Origin of the sequence: Nonomuraea aurantiaca (assembly GCF_020215705.1) — a bacterium.
GTDB lineage: Bacteria > Actinomycetota > Actinomycetes > Streptosporangiales > Streptosporangiaceae > Nonomuraea > Nonomuraea aurantiaca.
This window is the reverse complement of the sequence record NZ_JAIWNB010000002.1, coordinates 689278-708427: the sequence shown is the minus strand read 5'-3', so window position 1 is coordinate 708427 and position 19150 is coordinate 689278. Positions and strand designations below refer to the sequence as shown.

20 protein-coding genes, 1 tRNA gene and 2 riboswitches are annotated in these 19150 nt (G+C 70.7%); of the genes, 14 read left to right on the top strand and 7 right to left on the bottom strand.

Going from position 1 to position 19150, the window contains the following annotated elements:
• Positions 1–20 precede the first annotated feature (20 nt).
• Positions 21–266, bottom strand: coding sequence for a hypothetical protein (locus LDL49_RS08840; RefSeq protein WP_225290451.1), 246 nt, complete (start codon positions 264–266; stop codon positions 21–23).
• Between the two features lie 392 nt (positions 267–658).
• On the opposite strand from LDL49_RS08840, the gene LDL49_RS08835 reads away from it, so the two are divergent.
• Positions 659–1039, top strand: a complete 381-nt coding sequence (locus LDL49_RS08835) for an FAD-dependent monooxygenase (protein ID WP_308016096.1) — start codon at positions 659–661, stop codon at positions 1037–1039.
• On the opposite strand, the gene LDL49_RS08830 is transcribed toward LDL49_RS08835, so the two are convergent.
• Together LDL49_RS08830 and LDL49_RS08825 are read right to left on the bottom strand one after the other, a co-directional pair.
• Positions 1036–1791 carry a hypothetical protein gene (locus LDL49_RS08830; protein ID WP_225290450.1) on the bottom strand — a complete coding sequence of 252 codons (756 nt, stop codon included), beginning with the start codon at positions 1789–1791 and terminating at the stop codon, positions 1036–1038. The genes LDL49_RS08835 and LDL49_RS08830 overlap by 4 nt on opposite strands.
• 64 nt (positions 1792–1855) lie before the next feature.
• A complete protein-coding gene (locus LDL49_RS08825; protein WP_225290599.1) occupies positions 1856–2560 on the bottom strand; it encodes a FadR/GntR family transcriptional regulator in 705 nt (234 codons plus the stop codon).
• Positions 2561–2668: 108 nt separating this feature from the next.
• Between LDL49_RS08825 and LDL49_RS08820 the strand changes: the two genes are divergently transcribed.
• The 10 genes from LDL49_RS08820 (at position 2669) to LDL49_RS08775 (ending at position 11646) form a co-directional block, all read left to right on the top strand.
• Entirely contained in the window at positions 2669–4045 is a 1377-nt protein-coding gene (locus LDL49_RS08820) for a glutamine synthetase family protein (RefSeq protein WP_225290449.1), read from the top strand.
• A gap of 5 nt (positions 4046–4050) precedes the next feature.
• The gene (locus LDL49_RS08815; RefSeq protein ID WP_225290448.1) at positions 4051–5394 is read left to right on the top strand and encodes an aldehyde dehydrogenase family protein; all 1344 of its coding nucleotides are present in this window, start codon (positions 4051–4053) and stop codon (positions 5392–5394) included.
• 5 nt (positions 5395–5399) lie between these two features.
• Positions 5400–6164 carry a 3-oxoacyl-ACP reductase gene (locus LDL49_RS08810; RefSeq protein WP_225290447.1) on the top strand — a complete coding sequence of 255 codons (765 nt, stop codon included), beginning with the start codon at positions 5400–5402 and terminating at the stop codon, positions 6162–6164.
• An 11-nt stretch (positions 6165–6175) separates the two neighbouring features.
• Positions 6176–6865 carry a gamma-glutamyl-gamma-aminobutyrate hydrolase family protein gene (locus LDL49_RS08805; RefSeq protein ID WP_225290446.1) on the top strand — a complete coding sequence of 230 codons (690 nt, stop codon included), beginning with the start codon at positions 6176–6178 and terminating at the stop codon, positions 6863–6865.
• A 93-nt stretch (positions 6866–6958) separates the two neighbouring features.
• Positions 6959–7056, top strand: a riboswitch (glycine riboswitch).
• A riboswitch (glycine riboswitch) is annotated at positions 7057–7152 on the top strand.
• Between the two features lie 34 nt (positions 7153–7186).
• Positions 7187–8272 (top strand): glycine cleavage system aminomethyltransferase GcvT, encoded by a 1086-nt coding sequence (gene gcvT, locus LDL49_RS08800; RefSeq protein ID WP_225290445.1) that lies wholly within the window; start codon positions 7187–7189, stop codon positions 8270–8272.
• On the top strand, positions 8269–8658 hold the full coding sequence (gene gcvH / locus LDL49_RS08795; protein ID WP_225290444.1) for a glycine cleavage system protein GcvH: 390 nt from the start codon (positions 8269–8271) through the stop codon (positions 8656–8658). The genes gcvT and gcvH overlap by 4 nt, the downstream gene beginning before the upstream one ends.
• 52 nt (positions 8659–8710) lie before the next feature.
• Positions 8711–10087 carry an L-serine ammonia-lyase gene (locus tag LDL49_RS08790; protein WP_225290443.1) on the top strand — a complete coding sequence of 459 codons (1377 nt, stop codon included), beginning with the start codon at positions 8711–8713 and terminating at the stop codon, positions 10085–10087.
• Positions 10081–10224, top strand: coding sequence for a hypothetical protein (locus LDL49_RS08785; protein WP_225290442.1), 144 nt, complete (start codon positions 10081–10083; stop codon positions 10222–10224). The genes LDL49_RS08790 and LDL49_RS08785 overlap by 7 nt, the downstream gene beginning before the upstream one ends.
• Positions 10221–11093 (top strand): SDR family NAD(P)-dependent oxidoreductase, encoded by an 873-nt coding sequence (locus LDL49_RS08780; protein WP_225290441.1) that lies wholly within the window; start codon positions 10221–10223, stop codon positions 11091–11093. The genes LDL49_RS08785 and LDL49_RS08780 overlap by 4 nt, the downstream gene beginning before the upstream one ends.
• 10 nt (positions 11094–11103) lie before the next feature.
• Entirely contained in the window at positions 11104–11646 is a 543-nt protein-coding gene (locus tag LDL49_RS08775) for a MerR family transcriptional regulator (protein WP_225290440.1), read from the top strand.
• A 9-nt stretch (positions 11647–11655) separates the two neighbouring features.
• Here the strand turns inward: LDL49_RS08775 and LDL49_RS08770 are convergent, their stop codons facing one another.
• On the bottom strand, positions 11656–12156 hold the full coding sequence (locus tag LDL49_RS08770) for a hypothetical protein (RefSeq protein ID WP_225290439.1): 501 nt from the start codon (positions 12154–12156) through the stop codon (positions 11656–11658).
• Between the two features lie 34 nt (positions 12157–12190).
• Positions 12191–12856, bottom strand: a complete 666-nt coding sequence (locus LDL49_RS08765) for a DUF6286 domain-containing protein (RefSeq protein WP_225290438.1) — start codon at positions 12854–12856, stop codon at positions 12191–12193.
• Between the two features lie 68 nt (positions 12857–12924).
• Here LDL49_RS08765 and LDL49_RS08760 point away from each other — a divergent pair, with 68 nt between their 5' ends.
• Positions 12925–14118, top strand: coding sequence for an amino acid deaminase/aldolase (locus LDL49_RS08760; RefSeq protein WP_225290437.1), 1194 nt, complete (start codon positions 12925–12927; stop codon positions 14116–14118).
• An 84-nt stretch (positions 14119–14202) separates the two neighbouring features.
• Here LDL49_RS08760 and LDL49_RS08755 read toward each other — a convergent pair whose 3' ends face one another.
• The gene (locus LDL49_RS08755; RefSeq protein ID WP_225290436.1) at positions 14203–14535 is read right to left on the bottom strand and encodes a DUF3618 domain-containing protein; all 333 of its coding nucleotides are present in this window, start codon (positions 14533–14535) and stop codon (positions 14203–14205) included.
• A 143-nt stretch (positions 14536–14678) separates the two neighbouring features.
• On the opposite strand from LDL49_RS08755, the gene bcp reads away from it, so the two are divergent.
• Positions 14679–15152: a thioredoxin-dependent thiol peroxidase gene (gene bcp / locus LDL49_RS08750; RefSeq protein ID WP_225290435.1), complete on the top strand. Its 474-nt coding sequence runs from the start codon at positions 14679–14681 to the stop codon at positions 15150–15152.
• 85 nt (positions 15153–15237) lie between these two features.
• A tRNA-Leu gene (locus LDL49_RS08745) sits at positions 15238–15320 on the top strand.
• Positions 15321–15326: 6 nt separating this feature from the next.
• Here LDL49_RS08745 and LDL49_RS08740 read toward each other — a convergent pair.
• A complete protein-coding gene (locus LDL49_RS08740; protein ID WP_225290434.1) occupies positions 15327–19100 on the bottom strand; it encodes a S8 family peptidase in 3774 nt (1257 codons plus the stop codon).
• Positions 19101–19150: the final 50 nt, after the last annotated feature.

Genomic DNA, 19150 nt, shown 5'->3' with positions numbered 1-19150 from the left:
CACCTGGGGTTGCCCATGCTCTAGCTCGCCCCGGCGCCGCCGCGCTGACGGATGAGCGTGTCCACGCCGTCCAGGATCCGGGCGAGGCCGAAGGAGTAGTCGAAACGCCGCTCCGGCTCGGCGGTCTCCGCCGGATAGTCGAAGGCGCCCGCGTCGACCGCCCGCGAGCTGGCCGTCCGATCCGGCGTGCGCGTCGAGTACGACAAGCGGCTCGTCGACGCCGAGAGCACCGGCGACGGGGTGCTGGCGAGGTTCGCCGACGGCACACTGGTCCGCGGTGATCTGCTGGTCGGCGCGGACGGTCTGCGGTCACGTACCCGCGAGATCATCGACCCGGACGCCCCGGACGCGCGCTACGCCGGGCTGCTCAACACCGGCGGCTACGCCCGCGACGTCTCCACCGGCTGCGAGCCGGGCACGATGAACGCGATCTTCGGCAAGCGCTGCTTCTTCACCCACACGACGCATCCGAGCGGCGAGGTGTGGTGGGCGGCGAATCCGGCTCAGGCTACCGAGCCCACCCCCGCCGAGCTGGCCGCGATCACCCCCCGAGCAGTGGCGGTCCCGGCTGATCGACCTGTTCCGGCACGACCGCGGACCCGCCGCGGACATCATCGCGGCGACCGGCGAGATCTTCGCGGGCTGGAGCACCTACGACGTGCCGACCGTGCCGAAGTGGCACGACGACCGGATGATCATCATCGGCGACGCGGCCCACGCGACCGCCCCCTCGATCGGGCAGGGCGCGGCCATGGCCATCGAGGACACCGTCGTGCTGGCCAAGTGCCTGCGGGACAGCCCGGACATCGCCACCGCGTTCGCCGCCTACGAGCGGCTACGGCGCGAGCGCGTGGAACGCGTCGTCGCGCAGGGCAATCGCACCAGCGGCTGGAAGACACTCAGTCCCGTCGCCCGGGTGCCCCGCGACCTGATCATAAGCCTCGCCATGAAACAGATGGCCCGCACCGGCAACGACCCGAGCCGCTGGATCTACGAGCACCACATCGACTGGGACGAACCCGTCTACAGCGCGGGTTAGATCTGCCGGCGTCCGCGCCGGGTGGAGGGCAGGTCGTGCCGCCCCGAGACGAACTCCTGGACGGCGATCTTGGCCCTGATCACCGGCCGGCGCCACCGTTCCTCCCGGTGCGCGGCCGTGGCCAGCTTCCGTGACCGCCGCTTCTGGTAGAACAGGTGGGCCCACGGTGACCCCGGCCTGGCCAGCCGCACGGCGCTCACCAGCAGCAGCACGGGCACGAACAGGCCCACGATCCCGGTCCAGATCTTCCCCTTCAGCAGGGTGATCACGGCGAGCAGCATGTTCGCCACGAGCAGCGCACCCGGATTGACCGGGGTCCCGTAGTCGAAGGACAGCGGCCGGAGCCCGGTGAGCAGCAGCCCCGTCATCGCGACCGCGATGAACACCGCGTCGACCGAGGTGCGGCCCTCTTCCTCCCAGTACACGTCGTGCAGGTGCAGGATCAGCGCGAACTCGTCCAGCACCAGCGCCGACCCGATGCCGAAGACGGCGGCCGCCGCGGCGTAGGCCACCTGCGACGCCGAGGACACGATCAGCCCGGTGACCCCGCCGATCAGCATGAGCACGACCCCGAACACCACATGGTGGATGTGCATCTCGCCCACGTTGACGTTGCGGAACCACCCGACCTTCGCCCTGATCAGCCGCACGTTGACGCGGGTGGCCACGAAGGCGCCGATGAGCGCGACGAAGAAACAGAACAGCGGCAGCCGTCCTGTGTCGACAATGCTCAGCTCGAACCAGTTCCCCATGACCTTGAAAACGATGCTACGAGGCCAATCGTCCTCCCTTGACCATCTGGGGTGGGAAACGGACTCAGGACAGGAACGCGCGCAGCAGCGCCGCCGTGCCCTCCAGATGTTCCGCCACCGCCCGGCGGGCCCCTTCAGGGTCGCCCGCCAGGATGGCCGCCACGATCGCCTCGTGCTGGCGGGCGGAGTGGTCGAGGTTCACCTGGAGCATGGGGATGGCGTTGAGCAGGTCGCTGACCCGCAGGCGGGCGTCGGCGCAGGCGGTGGCGAGCAGGGCGGAGCCGGTCAGCTCGGCGATCGAGAGGTGGAAGGCCGTGTCCAGCCGCCGGTAGTCCTCGATGCCCGCCTTGTTGAGCGCCGCGAGCCGGCCGCGCAGGAGAGCGCGCTGGTCGTCGGTCAGGGTGGCCGCCGCCAGCACCGCCGCCGCACCGCATTCGACCGCCATGCGGAAGGTCAGCGCGTCGGTGAGGTCGGCCGTGCCCATGTCGGCCACGACCCTGCGCAGGTCACCGCTCTCCGGAGGGGGCGGGGCGTAGGTGACGAACGCGCCGCCGTAGCGGCCGCGCCGTACGTCGAGGTAGCCCGCGTCCTGGAGCGCCCGGATCGCCTCCCGCAGCGTCACCCGGCTGATGCCGAGCTGGACGGCCAGCTCGCGCTCCGGCGGCAGTTTCCGGCCGGGCGCGACCACGCCGAGCTTGATCGCCTGGAGCAGCCGTTCTACCGTCTCCTCGAAGGCGTTTCCTGCCCTGACCGGCCGTAACACCGTCATCAACCGCGCCGAGTCGTCCAACGTGTCCTCAGGTCTTGACAAGCGATCCCCGTATGCACATCAATGGTCTAACAGTAGCCCAATTAGCGGGAAAGCGAGCGAACTTCCGTGAGCGAGCGAGGTCTTCCACAGCCCGGACCGCTGTCCATCGACGAACTGCGTGACGAGGTGGCCGCCGGACGGGTCGACACCGTGCTGCTCGCGCTCGCCGACATGCAGGGCAGGCTGCAGGGCAAGCGCCTGTCGGCGCGTTACTTCCTGAACGAGGTGCTGGGACACGGCTCGGAGGGCTGCAACTACCTGCTCGCCGTGGACGTGGACATGAACACGGTCGACGGCTATGCGATGTCGTCGTGGGACCGCGGCTACGGCGATTTCGTGATGAAGCCCGATATTTCCACGTTGCGGTGGGTTCCGTGGCAGGAGGGGACCGTCATGCTCATGGCGGACCTGACCTGGGAGAACGGCGACGACGTGACCGCCTCGCCGCGGCAGATCCTGCGCGCGCAGCTCGCCCGGCTCGCCGACCGCGGCCTGGCCGCCTTCGTGGGCACCGAGCTGGAGTTCGTGGTGTACGAGGACAGCTACGAGGACGCGTGGAAGCGCGCGTACCGCGACATGTCCCCCGCGAACCTCTACAACGTCGACTACTCCCTCCTCGGTACGGCCCGCATCGAACCCCTCCTTCGCCGGATAAGGCGGGAGATGGAGGGAGCCGGTCTGTACGTCGAGTCCGCCAAGGGCGAGTGCAACCTGGGCCAGCACGAGATCGCCTTCCGCTACGACGAGGCGCTGAAGACCTGCGACAACCATTCCATCTACAAGAACGGCGCCAAGGAGATCGCGGCTCAGGAGGGCAAGTCGATCACCTTCATGGCCAAGCCGAACCAGCGCGAGGGCAACTCCTGCCACATCCACATCTCGTTGCGGAGCGTGGACGGCGACCCGGTGATGGCGGGCGACGGCCCCCACGGGCTGTCCGAGCTCGGCGCCCGCTTCATCGCCGGGCAGCTGGCCCACATGCGCGAGCTCACCCTCTTCTACGCCCCGAACATCAACTCCTACAAGCGCTACGTCCCCGGCAGCTTCGCCCCCACGGCCGTCAAGTGGGGCGTGGACAACCGCACCTGCTCGCTCCGGCTCGTGGGCCACGGGGAATCGCTGCGCATCGAGAACCGGGTGCCGGGCGGCGACGTGAACCCCTACCTCGCGGTGTCGGCGCTGATCGCGGCCGGGCTGCGCGGCATCGACGAGGAGTTGCCGCTGGAGGACGCGTTCGGGGGCAATGCCTACGACTCCGGCGCCGAGACCGTGCCCCACACGTTGCGGGACGCGCTGGCGCTGTTCGAGGGGTCGAAGCTGGCGCGTGAGACGTTCGGCGACGACGTGGTGGCGCACTATGCGAACAACGCCCGGATCGAGCTGGCCGCCTTCGACGCGGCTGTCACGGACTGGGAGCTGTTCCGGGGTTTCGAGCGGATGTGAGCAGGATGCAGATCGTCAATCCGGCGACGGAGGAAGTCCTCGCCGACGTGGAGATGGCCGACGCGGCCGAGGTCGACCGGGCCGTGGAGCGTGCCAGGCGGGCCTATGAGGGCTGGCGCGACGTGGCGCCCGGAGACCGGGCGCGGCTGCTGCGCCGCTTCGCCGACCTGGTGGACGAGCACCGGGAGGAGCTGGCCCTGCTGGAGCTCACGAACTCCGGCCACCCGATCGGCAACGCCCGCTGGGAGGCGGGCGCGGTACGCGACGTGCTGCACTTCTACGCCGCCGCCCCCGAGCGCAACCACGGCAAGCAGATCCCGGTGCCCGGCGGCGTGGACATCACCTTCCAGGAGCCGCTGGGCGTGGTGGGCGTGATCGTGCCTTGGAACTTCCCGATGCTCATCATGAGCTGGGGCGTCGCCCCGGCCCTTGCCGCGGGCAACACGGTGATCGTCAAGCCCGCCGAATGGACCCCGCTGACCGCGCTGAGGCTGGCCGAGCTGGCCCTCGCCGCGGGCCTCCCCGAGGGGGTGCTCCAGGTGCTGCCTGGGGCAGGGGAGGTCGCGGGGGCCCGCCTGGTCGAGCATCCGCGGGTGGCCAAGATCGTGTTCACCGGCTCGACCGAGGTGGGCAAGGAGATCGCCGCCAAGGCGGCAACCCAGGTAAAGCGGATAACCCTCGAACTGGGCGGCAAGTCCGCAAATATCGTGTTTGCGGACTCGGATCTGGAAAAAGCGGCGAAAACAGCGCCGTATGCGGTCTTCGATAACTCCGGCCAGGACTGCTGCGCCCGGTCCAGGGTCCTGGTGCAGGCGGAGGTCTACGACGCGTTCCTGGAGCTGCTGCTGCCGGCCGTACAGAACGTCAGAGTCGGCGACCCGCTCGACGAGAGCACCGAGATGGGCCCCCTGATCAGCGCCGAACATCTGGAACGGGTGCGTGGCTTCATCGACGGCCCGCCGTACTCGCAGGGCGACTGCCCGCAGGGCAAGGGGTTCTGGTTCCCGCCGACGGTCCTGACGCCGGCGCTCACCGACCGGGCGTTCACCGAGGAGATCTTCGGGCCGGTGGTGTCGGTGGTGCCGTTCGCGGACGAGGCGGAGGCGGTGCGGATCGCCAACGACACGCCGTACGGCCTGAGCGGCTCCATCTGGACCCGCGACGTCGGCCGCGCGCTGCGCGTCGCGCGGGCCGTGGAGGCGGGCGCGCTGTCGGTGAACTCGCACTCCTCGGTCCGCCACTGGACGCCGTTCGGCGGATTCAAGGAGTCCGGCCTCGGCCGGGAGCTGGGCCCGGACGCCCTCATGGCGTTCACCGAGACCAAGAACGTCTTCATCTCAACGGAGTGACACACATGCAGCGTTTGCACAACCGCGTCGCCGTGATCACCGGGGCGGGCGGCGGCATCGGCCTGGCCACCGCGCGGCGGTTCGCCGAAGAGGGCGCCAAGGTGGTCTGCGCCGACATCGACGAGGAGGCGGGCACCAAGGCCGCCTCCGAGGTGGGCGGCCTCTTCGTCAAGGTCGACGTGACCAGCGAGGAGGACGTCGTGCGGATGTTCCGGACGGCGTTCGACACCTACGGCTCCGTCGACATCGCCTTCAACAACGCGGGCATCTCGCCGCCCGAGGACGACTCGATCCTGGAGACCGGCATCGAGGCGTGGCGCCGGGTGCAGGAGGTGAACCTGACGAGCGTCTACCTCTGCTGCAAGCACGCGATCCCGTACATGCAGCGGCAGGGCAAGGGCTCGATCATCAACACCGCGTCGTTCGTGGCGGTGATGGGCTCGGCGACGTCGCAGATCTCCTACACGGCCTCCAAGGGCGGGGTGCTCGCAATGTCGCGCGAGCTCGGCGTCCAGTTCGCGCGCGAGGGGATCCGGGTGAACGCGCTGTGCCCGGGGCCGGTCAACACGCCGCTGCTGCAGGAGCTGTTCGCGAAGGACCCCGAGCGGGCCGCGCGCCGCCTGGTGCACGTGCCGGTGGGGCGCTTCGCCGAGGCGTCCGAGATCGCGGCGGCGGTGGCGTTCCTGGCCAGCGACGACGCCTCCTTCATCACAGGCTCGGAGTTCCTGGTCGACGGGGGCATCTCGGGCGCGTACGTCACGCCTCTGTAGGAAGGGAAGTCGTGGAGCGACCCGTCATCGGGATCACGTCCTATGTCGAGCCTGCCCGCTACACCGTGTGGGAGATGCCGGTCGCCCTGCTGCCGTACATGTATGTGGAGCAGGTGGTCCGGGCCGGCGGGCAGCCGGTGATCCTGCCCCCCGCCGGGTCGCCCGCGCGGCTGGTGGCGCGGCTGGACGGGTTGATCCTGGCCGGTGGTGGTGACGTCTCGCCCGAGCGGTACGGCCAGGAGCCGCACGAGCAGACCGGCTACATTCGGAAATTTCGGGACACGGCGGAGTTCGCGGTGATCGAGGCGGCTCTTGAGGCCGACCTGCCCTATCTCGGGATATGTCGGGGCATGCAGGTGCTCAACGTCGCACTCGGCGGGACCCTGCACCAGCATCTGCCCGACGTGGTGGGACACATCGGACACTCCCCCGCACCCGGCGAGTTCGGCCACCTGCCCGTCCGGCCCGTCGCGGGGACCCGCGTCGGCAAGGCGCTCGGCCCCGAGCCGGTGGCCGTGCCGCACTACCACCACCAGGCCGTCGACCGGCTCGGGCCCGGCCTCACCGTGTCCGCCGTCGCGGACGACGGCACGATCGAGGCGGTGGAGCTGGACTCCCGTGCGTTCGCCATCGCCGTGCAGTGGCATCCGGAGGCGGCGAAGGACTGCGCGCTGTTCGAGACGCTCGTCGCCGCCTGCTGAGCCGCACCCCGGCGCAGTGCTTTTGTCCCCAAGCGGCCGGATCCGCACGCGACAACTCCCCCATAACAGCACTAGGCTTGCCGACATCACCGACGAAACCGTGCGGGAGAGTGTCCTGGCATCCGGCCAGGTCCCCTGAAGGAGCAAGCCCTCCCCGCGAACCTCTCAAGGCAAAGGACCGCACGGACGAGGTGTCCTCTGGAAAGCAGGCCTGGCGGCCTCGCCGAAGGTGAAAGTCCGGCAAATTACGGGCGAAGCTCTCAGGCACCCATGACAGAGGGGGAGGATGTCTGGCATCCGATCCTGCCCTGAGGTGCGCATATGTCACGTCCTACACCGCTCCGAGAGATCCACGAGAGCCTCGGCGCGACATTGACTGATTTCGCCGGGTGGCTGATGCCACTCCGCTACGGCAGCGAGTCCGCCGAGCACAACGCCGTCCGCCAGGCGGCCGGGCTGTTCGACCTCTCCCACATGGGCGAGATCTTCGTGACCGGGCCTCAGGCGGGCCAGGCGCTCGACTACGCGCTGGTCGGACACCTGTCGGCGCTCGCGCCCGGCCGGGCCCGCTACACCATGATCGTGAACGAGCGTGGTGGGGTGCTGGACGACCTGATCGTCTACCGGCTCGGGGACGAGGAATTCATGGTGGTGGCTAACGCCTCCAACTATGAAAAAGTCGGGGAAGAGCTGAAAAATCGTGCCAAGTCGTACAACGCGGTGGTCGAGGATCGCTCGGAGCAGTACGCGCTGATCGCCGTACAGGGACCGCGCGCGCAGGAGATCCTCGTCACGCTCACCGACGCCGACCTCGCCGGGCTGAAGTACTACGCGGGCCTGCCCGGGCTGGTCGACGGGCGGCAGGCGCTCATCGCGCGCACCGGCTACACGGGCGAGGACGGGTTCGAGCTGTTCGTGGCCAACCAGGACGCCGTGCCGCTCTGGCACGCGCTGACCGAGGCAGGGCGGCCGTACGAGCTCCGGGCGGCGGGTCTGTCCAGCCGTGACACGCTCAGGCTCGAAGCGGGCATGCCGCTGTACGGCAACGAGCTCGGCGTCGAGCTGACCCCGTTCGACGCGGGGCTGGGCAGAGTGGTGAAATTCGACAAGCCGGGCGACTTCGTCGGCAGGTCGGCGCTGGAGGCGGTCAAGGACACGCCGCCGCGGCGCCGGCTCGTCGGACTGGTCGCGCGGGGTCGCCGGGTGCCGCGCCACGGATACCCGGTGACCAAGGACGGCGCCGTCGTCGGCGAGGTCACCAGCGGGGCGCCCTCCCAGACCCTGGGTAAGCCCATCGCCATGGCCTACGTCGACAATGGGGCCGACGCAGGTCTGGCCGTGGACATCCGGGGCAGCCATGAACCTATGGACCTCATTGAGCTGCCCTTTTACAGGAGGAACAAGTGAGCAACATCCCAGACGAGCTGAGCTACACCAAGGAGCACGAGTGGGTGGCCGGGCTCGACGACGGCATCACCGTGACCATCGGCATCACGGCCTACGCGGCCGAGGCGCTGGGTGATGTCGTCTTCGTGCAGCTTCCGGAGGTCGGCTCGACCGTCGAGGCGGGCGACTCCGTAGGTGAGGTCGAGTCGACCAAGTCGGTCAGCGAGATCTACACCCCTGTCGGCGGCGAGATCGTCGAGGTCAACCAGGCCGTCGTGGACGATCCGTCGCTGGCCAACAGCGACTCCTACGGCGATGGCTGGATGTTCCGCGTGCGCGTGGAAGGCGACCCCGAGGACCTGCTCACCGCCGAGGAGTATTCGGCGCTCACCTCAGGCGAGTCCTGACCCACCCGCCGGGGTCCTGCCGGGCCCCGGCCTTTCTGAAGGGCGCCCATCAATGGCGATCAGCGTCTTCGACCTGTTCAAGATCGGCATCGGCCCGTCGAGCTCGCACACCGGCGGTCCCATGGCCGCCGCGCACAAATTCGCCCGTGGTCTGCATGACGACGACCTGCTCGCGCGTACGGCCCGCGTCGAGGCGATCCTGTACGGCTCGCTCGGCCTGACCGGCAAGGGCCACGGCAGCGACAAGGCCGTTCTGCTGGGGCTGTCGGGCGAGAAGCCCGAGCTGGTCGACGTGGACTCCATCGACGGGCGCCTGGCCGCGATGCGCGAGTCCGGCACGGTCCGGCTCTACGGCGCGCACGAGATCCCCTTCGTCGTAGGCGAGGACCTCGTCTTCGAGCGCAAGATCTCCCTGCCCGAACACCCGAACGGCATGCGCTTCACCGCCTTCTCCGAATCGGGCGAGAAACTGCGCGAGAAGGTCTACTTCTCGGTCGGCGGCGGCTTCGTGGTGGACGAGCAGGCCACGGGCGCCGACCGCATCAAGCCCGACGACACCGTTCTGCCCTACCCCTTCACGACCGGGGACGAACTGCTCAAGCACTGCTCCAACACCGGGCTGTCCATCTCCGCGCTGATGCTGGAGAACGAGCAGGCGTTCGGCCGCTCCGCCGCCGAGATCCGCGCGCAGATCCTGCATCTGTGGCAGGTCATGTGCGAGTGCGTCGAGCGCGGCATCGCCAAGGAGGGCGTGCTGCCGGGCGGCCTCAAGGTCAAGCGCCGCGCGAACCGCCTCCACCGCCGCCTGCAGACCGAGTCGCCGAAGACCGACCCGCTGCACGCCATGGACTGGGTGTCGCTGTTCGCGCTGGCGGTCAACGAGGAGAACGCCGCGGGCGGCCGCATCGTCACCGCCCCCACGAACGGCGCCGCCGGCATCATCCCCGCCGTACTGACCTACTACTCCCGCTTCATTCCGCACGCCGACGACGACGGCATCGTCCGCTTCTTCCTCACCGCGGCGGCCATCGGCGTCCTGTTCAAGGAGAACGCCTCGATCTCGGGCGCCGAGGTCGGCTGCCAGGGCGAGGTCGGCTCGGCCTGCTCCATGGCCGCCGCGGGCCTCACGGAGGTCATGGGCGGCACGCCCGAACAGGTGGAGAACGCGGCGGAGATCGGCATCGAGCACAACCTGGGCCTGACCTGCGACCCGGTCGGCGGCCTGGTCCAGATCCCGTGCATCGAGCGCAACGCGGTGGCCTCCATCAAGGCCATCGCCGCGGCCCGCATCGCCCTGCGCGGCGACGGCCAGCACTTCGTCGCCCTGGACCGGGCCATCAAGACCATGCGTGACACGGGCCGGGACATGCTGGACAAGTACAAGGAGACCTCACGCGGCGGCCTCGCGGTCAACGTCATCGAGTGCTGACCTGCAGCGCGCTCGCGCTCGCGCCCGAGCGCGTTCTCGTTCAAAGCGGGTTCGCGCTCGAAGCGGGTTTGCGTTCGAGCGCGCTCGAAGCGGGTTTGCGTTCGAGCGCGCTCGAAGCCATAGCGTCGCCGACATGACGACACAGACACAGACACAGACCTGGATCATCACCGGCGCGTCCCGCGGCCTCGGCCGCGCACTCGCGGAGGCGGCGCTCGCGGCGGGCGACCACGTGGTGGCGGCGGTACGCCGGCCCGAGAGCGTGGCCGACCTGAAGGCCGCCTACCCGGACGACTGCCTGATCGCGACGTTCGACGTCCGGGACACCACCGCCGCCGCGGACCTCGTACGCGACACCCTCGACCACTTCGGGCAGCTCGACGTACTCGTCAACAACGCGGGCCGGGGCATGGTCGGCGCGGTCGAGGAGATCGGCGACGCGCAACTGCGTGAGCTGATGGACCTGCACCTGTTCGGCCCGGCCGCGCTCGTCCGCGCGGCGTTGCCCGCGATGCACGCGCGGGGCACCGGCACGATCGTGCAGATGAGCAGCCAGGGTGGGCGGATGTCCTTCCCCGGCGTGTCGGCGTACTCCGCGTCGAAGTTCGCCCTCGAAGGCTGGTCCGAAGCCCTGGCCGGGGAGGTCGCACCGCTCGGGATCCGGGTGATGATCGTCGAGCCCAGCCGGTTCAGGACCGACTTCCACGCCAACGACGTGCTGGAGTTCGTCGAGGAATCCGAGACCTACCGTGACCTGCTGGCCAACGTTCGCGCGGACATGGCGGGGGCCGACGGCCGCCAGGAAGGCGACCCGGCGCGGGCGGCCGAGATCATCGTGTCCCTCGCGCACAGTGACGAGGTGCCGCTGCGGTTGCCGCTCGGGCGCGAGGCGGTCGAGCGCATCTCGGGCGCGTACCGGCGTGGCCTGGACGAGGTCGAGCGGTGGGCCGAGACCTCCCGCAGCGCCGACTTCGAGGGCGTCCCGGCCTCAGTACGGCCGATTTAAGCTGGTTGTCATGGCCACCGACGAACTGATGACCAGGGCGCTCGAAATGCTCGGGGACGACGGCCCGCTGTCGGTCGAGGCGATCCACCGCCTCACCGACCTGGCCGACGTGCCCGAGTCGATGACGATCGCCGAGGTCGCCGACCTGCTCGACATCTCGCCCCACACGCTGCGCTACTACGAGCGGGCCGGGCTGGTCGAGGTGGCCCGCGACGGCAACGGTCATCGCGTCTACGACGCCCAGGCGGTGCGGCGCCTGGTGTTCCTCACCCGGATGCGGCTGTCCGGCATGCCGATGCGCGACCTGCAGCACTACATCTCGCTCGTCGACGCCGGGCAGCACACCACACCCGAGCGGCTCGACCTGCTGATCGAGCACCGCGACACCATCCGCCGCCGGATCCGCGAGCTGACCCTCTCCCTCACGGCGGTCGAGTACAAGATCGCCACATATGGGGGCTCGACCGGGCCGGACGTTCAGTCCCTCGACACCGCCGACCGCACGGCACTACCGTACGAGCCGCCGCGCCGGGCGGCGCTACCGGCGGACTGAGGGGCGCCGTCAGCGGCGGACGTGGACCCGGACCACCGCGCCGACCTCGTCGTCACGGACCTCCCTGCGGATCCGGCTGACGATCTCCTTGTCCAGTTTGTGGACCACCGCGCCGACGTCGGCCGAGGCGGGGCAGCAGAGGGAGATGCGCAGGCGGGCGGCGTCCCCGACCACGCGGGCGCTGACCCGGGTGAGGCCCTCCACGTCCTTCAGGCCGATGCAGAGCATGGCCGTGCCCGTGCCGCTACGGAACCCGCGGCGGCCCCACCCCAGGCAGAGCAGCAGCCAGCGGAACGTGACCAGCGCCAGCACCAGCATGACCAGCGCCACCAGCCACAAGGCCCAGACCTGGTCGGCGACGAGCTTGGCGGTGTGGTCCGGCAGCACCTTGGCGCGCGGCGACAGACCCGGCAGCTTGTCCTTACCGCGCAGCCAGGCGTAGCCGCCCAGGAGCAGCAGCAGCCCGCCGACCACGGCCAGGCCGATCCGGTTGCCCGCGTACTGCCGCATCACAGCCCCTTCCGGTCGCCCGCGTGCCGCCGCATCACAACCCCCTCCGGCGCAGTCGCACGACGACCTCGCCCGCGGCCAGGGTGCCCACGCCCGCCAGCCTGTCACCGACCGCGGTGCCGACCTGCTTGAGCATCGAGCCGGAGCTCTCCGGGCCGGTGATGACCATGACCTCGATCGTCCGCCTGCGCAGCCGTACCCGCGCTCGTTGCACGCCGTCGACCTCCTGGGCGACGGCCCGCAGCGTACGGCGGAGGCCGGCCCTGGTGATGCCGATGACGATCAGCGGATCCGACGTCTCGACCGGTACGAGCCGGCACCGGCCGGGTACGGCGGCCAGCAGCAACATCACGACCCCCACGGCCATGGTCACGAGGGCGGGCAGCGTCAGCTGCCCCCAGGCGCGATGGGCCGCGAGGTCGAGGAGGTCGGACACCGGAAGCCAGCCGAGCGGCCTGCCCAGCAGGGCGGAGACCACCTCGGCGGCGGCGAGCCACAGCCCGGTGGTCAGCGTGAGCGCCACGACGATCCCCGCGGGCGTCCGCGCCGGTCTGAGCACCCGGCCAGACCTGCGCAGCGGGCTCTCCTGGGCGACGATCCCGGCGCCGGACAGTATCTGCTGGAGGGTGGTCACAACGCCACAGGTACACGGATCGGGCATCGCCCGGACCATGCCCTCGCCGCCAGTTTGCAGGATCATTACGGGGACCGCAAGTAAGATGAACCGCCCTCATATTCATTTGCCCGATATGTCGTTAAGATGCCTTTATGAACGATCTCCGCCGCTATGACAGTGCGACCAGAGCGCTCGAGCCGCCGCTGGCGATCCTCGATCTCGCGGCCATGCGCGCCAACGCGGCCGATCTCGTACGGCGGGCGGCCGGCAAGCCGATCCGGGTGGCGAGCAAGTCGATCCGCTGCCGCTCGGTCATGGAACGCATCCTGGCCATGGACGGCTTCCACGGCATCATGGCCTTCACGCTGCCCGAGGCGCTCTGGCTGGTCGAGCGGGGATTCACCGACGTGCTCGTGGCCTACCCGACGGCCGACAGGCAGGCGCTCGCGGCGCTGGCCGGGGACGCGCGGGCGGCCGCCGAGATCACGCTGACCATCGACGCCGCCGACCATCTCGACTACGTCGACGACGCGGTTGCGGCGGTCCGTTCACGGTCGGAGATCCGGTTGTCGATGGACCTCGACGCGGGATATGTCGCTCTGGGCGGCAGATTCCGGGCGGGGACCCTGCGCTCCACGATCCGCGAGCCCGAGCAAGCCGCCGACCTGGCCGCCGACATCGCCAAGCGGCCCGGCTTCCGCCTGACGGGTCTGATGGCGTACGAGGGACAGATCGCGGGGGTCGGCGACGATCAGCCGGGCAACGCGGCGCTGGTCCGGGCCATCCGGATCATGCAGCGCCTGTCGGCCCGCGAGCTGGTCCTGCGCCGCGGCCGCCTCGTGAACGCCGTCCGGCAGCTCTGCGACCTGGAGTTCGTCAACGGCGGCGGCACCGGCTCCGTCGAGCGGACCGTGCGGGAGAAGGCGATCACCGAGGTGGCAGCGGGCTCTGGGTTCTTCCATCCCCGGCTCTTCGACTTCTACCGCAACTTCACCGGCCGCCCGGCCGCGCTGTTCGCGCTCCCGGTCGTGCGCCGGCCGGGGCCGTGCGCGGTGACGGTGCTGGGGGGCGGCTACCTGGCCTCCGGGCGGCCGGGGACGAGCCTGCTGCCGCAGCCGTACCTGCCCGCGGGGCTCCGCTACACGCGCGACGAGGGCGCGGGCGAGGTGCAGACGCCGCTGCTCGGTCAGGCGGCCCAGGATCTGCGGGTGGGCGACCGGGTCTGGTTCAGGCACGCCAAGGCGGGCGAGATGTGCGAGCGCTTCAGCGAGCTGCACCTCGTCGAAGGCGACACCGTCGTGGAGACAGCGCCGACGTACCGGGGGGAGGGACGGACATTCCTCTGACGCTGGTGTCCTTTGGGAGGGATACCCCTCCCTCGTAGCTGGTGCCCCCAGGGGGATACCCCTCCGGGGGAGCGGAAGGACGGGCTAGAAGCGGCGGCGACGGCGGCGCCAGAGGGTGATGGCCGCGCCGACCACCAGCACGACGCCCACGCCGATCAGCACCGGCGCCAGGCTGGGTTGCTCCTCGGCCCACAGCCGGTCCGGGTCGTCGGCGTACTCGACGGGGCGCTGCGTCACGCCGAGCGCGTCGCCCACCGAGGCCACCAGGTTGTTCGCCCGTGTCTTCACGTCGGCCACCGTGCGCTCGGCGACCCGCTTGGGGCTCACCCGGTCGGCGATGGCGTCCACCGTGTCCGCCAACTCCGCGCGCGTCCGCGCGATCCGCCGCTCCAGCTCGTCGGGATCGGTGTCAGCCATGACTCTCCTTTCGGCCGCGCTCCGTGCGAGCTCCGCCCGGTGATCGATGAAGCGCTCTTCGCTGATCAGTCTGTCAGGTCGGCGACCCGCACGGCACTCCGGGCAGGCCGGTAGGTTTTGCACGACGAACTCTGGAGGGCCCCATGACCGAAACCAAGCTCGCGCCCGGCGACGCCGCGCCCGAGTTCACGCTTCCCGCCGCCGACGGCGAGACCGTCTCCCTCGAGACCTACCGCGGCCGGCGGGTGATCCTCTATTTCTACCCTGCCGCGATGACGCCGGGCTGCACCAAGCAGGCGTGCGACTTCCGCGACAACCTCGGCCAGCTGACCGCCGAGGGTTTCGTGGTGCTCGGCGTGTCGAAGGATAAGACGGCCAAGCTGGTCAAGTTCGCCGAGCATGACTCGCTCACCTTCCCGCTCCTGTCGGACCCCGAACTCGACGTGCACAAGGCGTACGGGGCTTACGGCCCCAAGAAGCTGTACGGCAAGGAGATCGTCGGCGTGATCCGCTCCACCTTCGTCATCGACGCCGACGGCAAGATCGAGCAGGCCCTCTACAACGTGAAGGCGACCGGTCACGTGGCGAGCCTGAAGAAGAAGCTCGGGCTGGCTTGACCGGAAAGGGGCCCGTCGCGCGACGGGCCCCCAGCGCACTGCCGGGACGCTAAACTCGGCTCAGGCCCGCTCTGGCAGGGGCTGCGCGGGCGTGGCGAAATGGCATACGCGGCAGGTTTAGGTCCTGTTGGTGGCGACACTGTGGGGGTTCGAGTCCCCCCGCCCGCACCTCGGCTACCTCAGCGCGTACGCCCTGATCACCTCCTGTGACAGGCTCGCCCCGCGCGTGTCGGTGGCCTTGAGACGCAACGAGACGACTTCGGCCGACCGCGGCCGGTCCAGCGTGGCCTCGTAGGCGCCGTTCCCCTTCGAGGTGAGCCGCCGGACCGCGCGCCACGAGGCGCCGTCGTCGTACGACACCTCCAGCGACACGTCCTTGATCGGGGCGGCCGCCGCGCCGTCCTGGTGGCGCAGGGTCAGGCCGAGCCGCGGCGAGGCGGCCTGGTTCTTCAGGTCCGTCGCCACGTCATAGTCGGCGAGCAGCAGCGGGACCGTCGTGCCCGAACCGGCGTCGTGCTGCGACGGGAACGTCCACGCCGTCTTCGTCCTGGTCGACAGCCGGGCCCAGGCGGCGCGGTTCTCGACGTCGTACTCCATCCGATACGTGGCGGCGGCGGCCGGCAGGAGCAGCGTCCCCTGGGGGCGCCGCTCGGTCTGTGCCAGCAGCGTGTCCCCCTGGTACAACCGCCAGCCGGTCTTCATGCCGGTCTCGAAGTTCTCGGTCTGGGCGACGCCGGTGTTCCGCCCCGCGTCGATGAGCCCCCACATGTCGACCTGGAGCAGGTCGCCCTGCCTGCGCAGCGGCCGGACCGTATCGGGGCCGGGCAGCAGCGGCTGCTTGAACCAGGTGCGGCCGATCCGCTCCCCGGCCCGGAAGGGCGCGTCGTCGGGGCCCACGAGGCCGATGTGCGCGCGGTCGTGCTCCCATGTGTAGTTGTACGGCCGCTCCGGCGTCTCCATGCTGCTGCTCCAGCGCACCCCGGAACCGGCGGTGAGGTAGTCGACCCGGTCGCGCGGCGTACGGGGGACGGGCCGGCCGGTGTCCCAGGAGGTGGTCTCCCACGGCTGCCAGCCGAAGCGGCTCTCGGAGAGCGTCACGTCGTCGGCGAGCTGGCTGAAGAAGTCCGAGTCCACCCGGGCCAGGGACCTCGCCCGCAGGGTGTGGTCGGGCCGGTCCCCGATCCTGCCCTCCTCGGTGAGGTACAGGTCGTACACGTACGGGCTGGCCACGATGCCCTTGGCCAGGACGGGCACCGGCAGCCCGCGCAGCCGCTCGGCCAGCCGGGCGCCCTCCTGGCCGGTGAGCGCGACGGTCGGGACCTTCAGCTTCACCCCGCTCTCGGACACGGGCAGGTCCCCGTAGACCGCGACCATCCGGGCCCCGGCCGCCGCGGCGGCGTTGGACTGGGCGGCGACCGTCAGGTCGGCCGTGCGGCGGATCAGTGCGAGCCTGCCGCGCAGGTCGCGACCCTTGAGGTCCGCGGGTGTGCCGGTCCCGGCGTTCACGGCCAGGAGCAGCGCGGAGCCGTCGAGGCGGGGGAAGTCGGCCGACACGTCGCTGAACCAGACGGGGTCGACGTAGTCGGGGTTCAGCTCCAGCCCGGCGGTCCGCAGGGTGATGGCGGGGGCCTCCAGGTGCCACCGGGTGGCGAGGGCGAACCGGCCCTTGGTGACGCGCTTGGTGGGCTGCAGGTAGTACGTCTCGTCGGCGCTCTCGTCCTGAAGGACCGTCTCGGTGAGCGGTGTGCCCTTGGCGGGCGCGCGGGTCCAGATGAGCTTGGTCGCCGTGCCCCGGTTCCGCTTGGTCACGTGGTCGGGCGTGTCGACCCGCATCTCGACCGCCTTGCGGGCGTCGAGCACGACCTTGGTGTCACCGGTGACCTTCAGCTCGGGCTCCCCGGTGAAGCTCAGGTTGAGCACGGTGCCGCGGTCGGCGTAGGACATGCTGTCGACCGATGGGCGCAGGGTGTTGATGACGCCGAGCACGGAGTAGGTGCCGGGCGGCACCAGCACGCACGAGGCGCCCGGGTCGCTCTCGCATCGCCGCACCGGGTCCCCGGGCATCTCGCGGCCGTCGCGGGTCCCGTCGTCCACGTTCAGCGCGGTGGCGTACGCCTGCGCGGGGCGGCCGTCCCTGGCGATCCCGCTCACCCGCAGCCGGACCCGCTTCACCTCGACGTTGCCGGTCAGCGAGGTACGGATCGGCGGCCCCTGGTTCGGTGTCGCGACGAGCTCCGCGCGCTGCCGCCCCGCCTGCGCCTTGGCCGGGTCGAGGGTGAGCCGGACCGCGCCCTGCGCGCCGCCGGGCAGGGACAGCCCGGCGGGCGAGACGCTGAACGGGCCGCCGGTGGCCAGGCCGAGGGTGACCGGGGTCTTGCCGGGATTGCGGTAGGTGACCTCGCGGGTCACCGGCCGGCCGGCGGACACCTCGGACAGCCCGAAGTCGACCGGGCCCTGGGCGGCCAGCACCGGCTCCCCGAGCGCCGCGGCCACGTCCACCCGGCCGGTGCCCCGCTTGTCCACCGGGATGCCGGGCAGGGGCTTGGCCGTACCCATGAGCAGGGCCTTCAGCTCCCCGGCCGAGATGCCGGGGCGTGACTGCCGCAGGAGGGCGGCGGCCCCGGCGACGTGCGGGGTGGCCATGGAGGTGCCGGACAGGCGGGTGTAGTGCTCGTCCACCGGCTCGCCGAGTGAGGTGCCCTTCGCCCGCGCCGCGACGATGCCGACGCCCGGAGCGGTGATGTCGGGCTTGACCGCGCGCTCCAGCCCGATGGGTCCGAAGCTGGAGAAGTCGGCCAGCCGGTCCTGGCCGTCGACCGCGCCGACGGTCAGCGCCGCGGGGGCGTCTCCGGGGCTGCCGACGCAGGCTTCACAGCCCCTGTTACCCGCGGCCACCACGAACAGCGTTCCGTAGCCCGCGTACAGCTCGCCCAGAGCGTCGGTGAGCGGCCCGCCGGGGCTGGGGTCGCCCAGGCTCATGTTCACGATGTCGGCGTGCTTCTCCCCCGCCGCCCATTCCATCCCGTCGATGATCCACGAGCTGAGTCCCTCGCCGTTGGCGTCCAGGACCCGGCCGTTGAGCAGCTTGACGCCGGGCGCGACGCCCTTGCGTGAGCCGCCGGAGGCCGCGCCGCTGCCCGCGATGATGTCGGCGACGTGCGTGCCGTGCCCGAACTCGTCGGTGGCGCTGCCGCTGTCGGTGAAGTCGCGCTCGTCGGCGACCTTCCCCGCCAGGTCCGGGTGCCCGGTGTCGACGCCGGTGTCCAGGACCGCGACCGTCGTGCCCGCGCCGTCGTAGCCCGCCGACCACGCGGCCGGCGCGCCGATCTGCGGCACGCTGCGGTCCAGCGCCGGCTCCACCTTGCGGTCGAGCCAGATCTTGGTGACGCCGTCGAGCGGGCTCTTCGTACGGCCCGCGGCCAGCGCGGACAGGTCACCGCCGAAGCCCCGCGCCGCGCTCTTGGCCAGCCGGACGCCCGAGCCGCCGATGCTCTCCAGCGTGCGGACCGCCTTCAGCGCGGGGACGGCCGGCATGGCGCTCTGTTTCCCGTACGTGACGATGAGGGGGATGGCGTCCGACCGCGCGTCGGTGTAGCCCTGCGCGGCGAGGGCGGTCACGTTGAAGAGCTCGGGGTCGAGGCGGCCGGGGACCAGCCCTTCCACGTCTCTGGGCAGGACGGTGAGCTGCCCGGCGTCCTCGGTGATCCGGAACCCGGCCGGCGGCCCGTCCCCGCGCGAGGCGGCCGTGACGCTCGCCTTCTGACGACCGTCGGCGGCGACGGCGACGTGCACCTGGTCGCCGGTGATCAGCGTGAGGTCGTAGCCGTGCTCGGCGGGGTTCGGTACGAGGGCGGGAGCATCGTCGGCCCGTACGCCCGTGCCGGTCATCGTGGTGACCGCGGCCACCGCCAGGGAGGCGGCCACCGCTGTCCAACGCCTGGGCCTCATCGGCCACCTCCAGAAGGCGAGAAATGTACCGGCCCAATTCCTAGTGACCT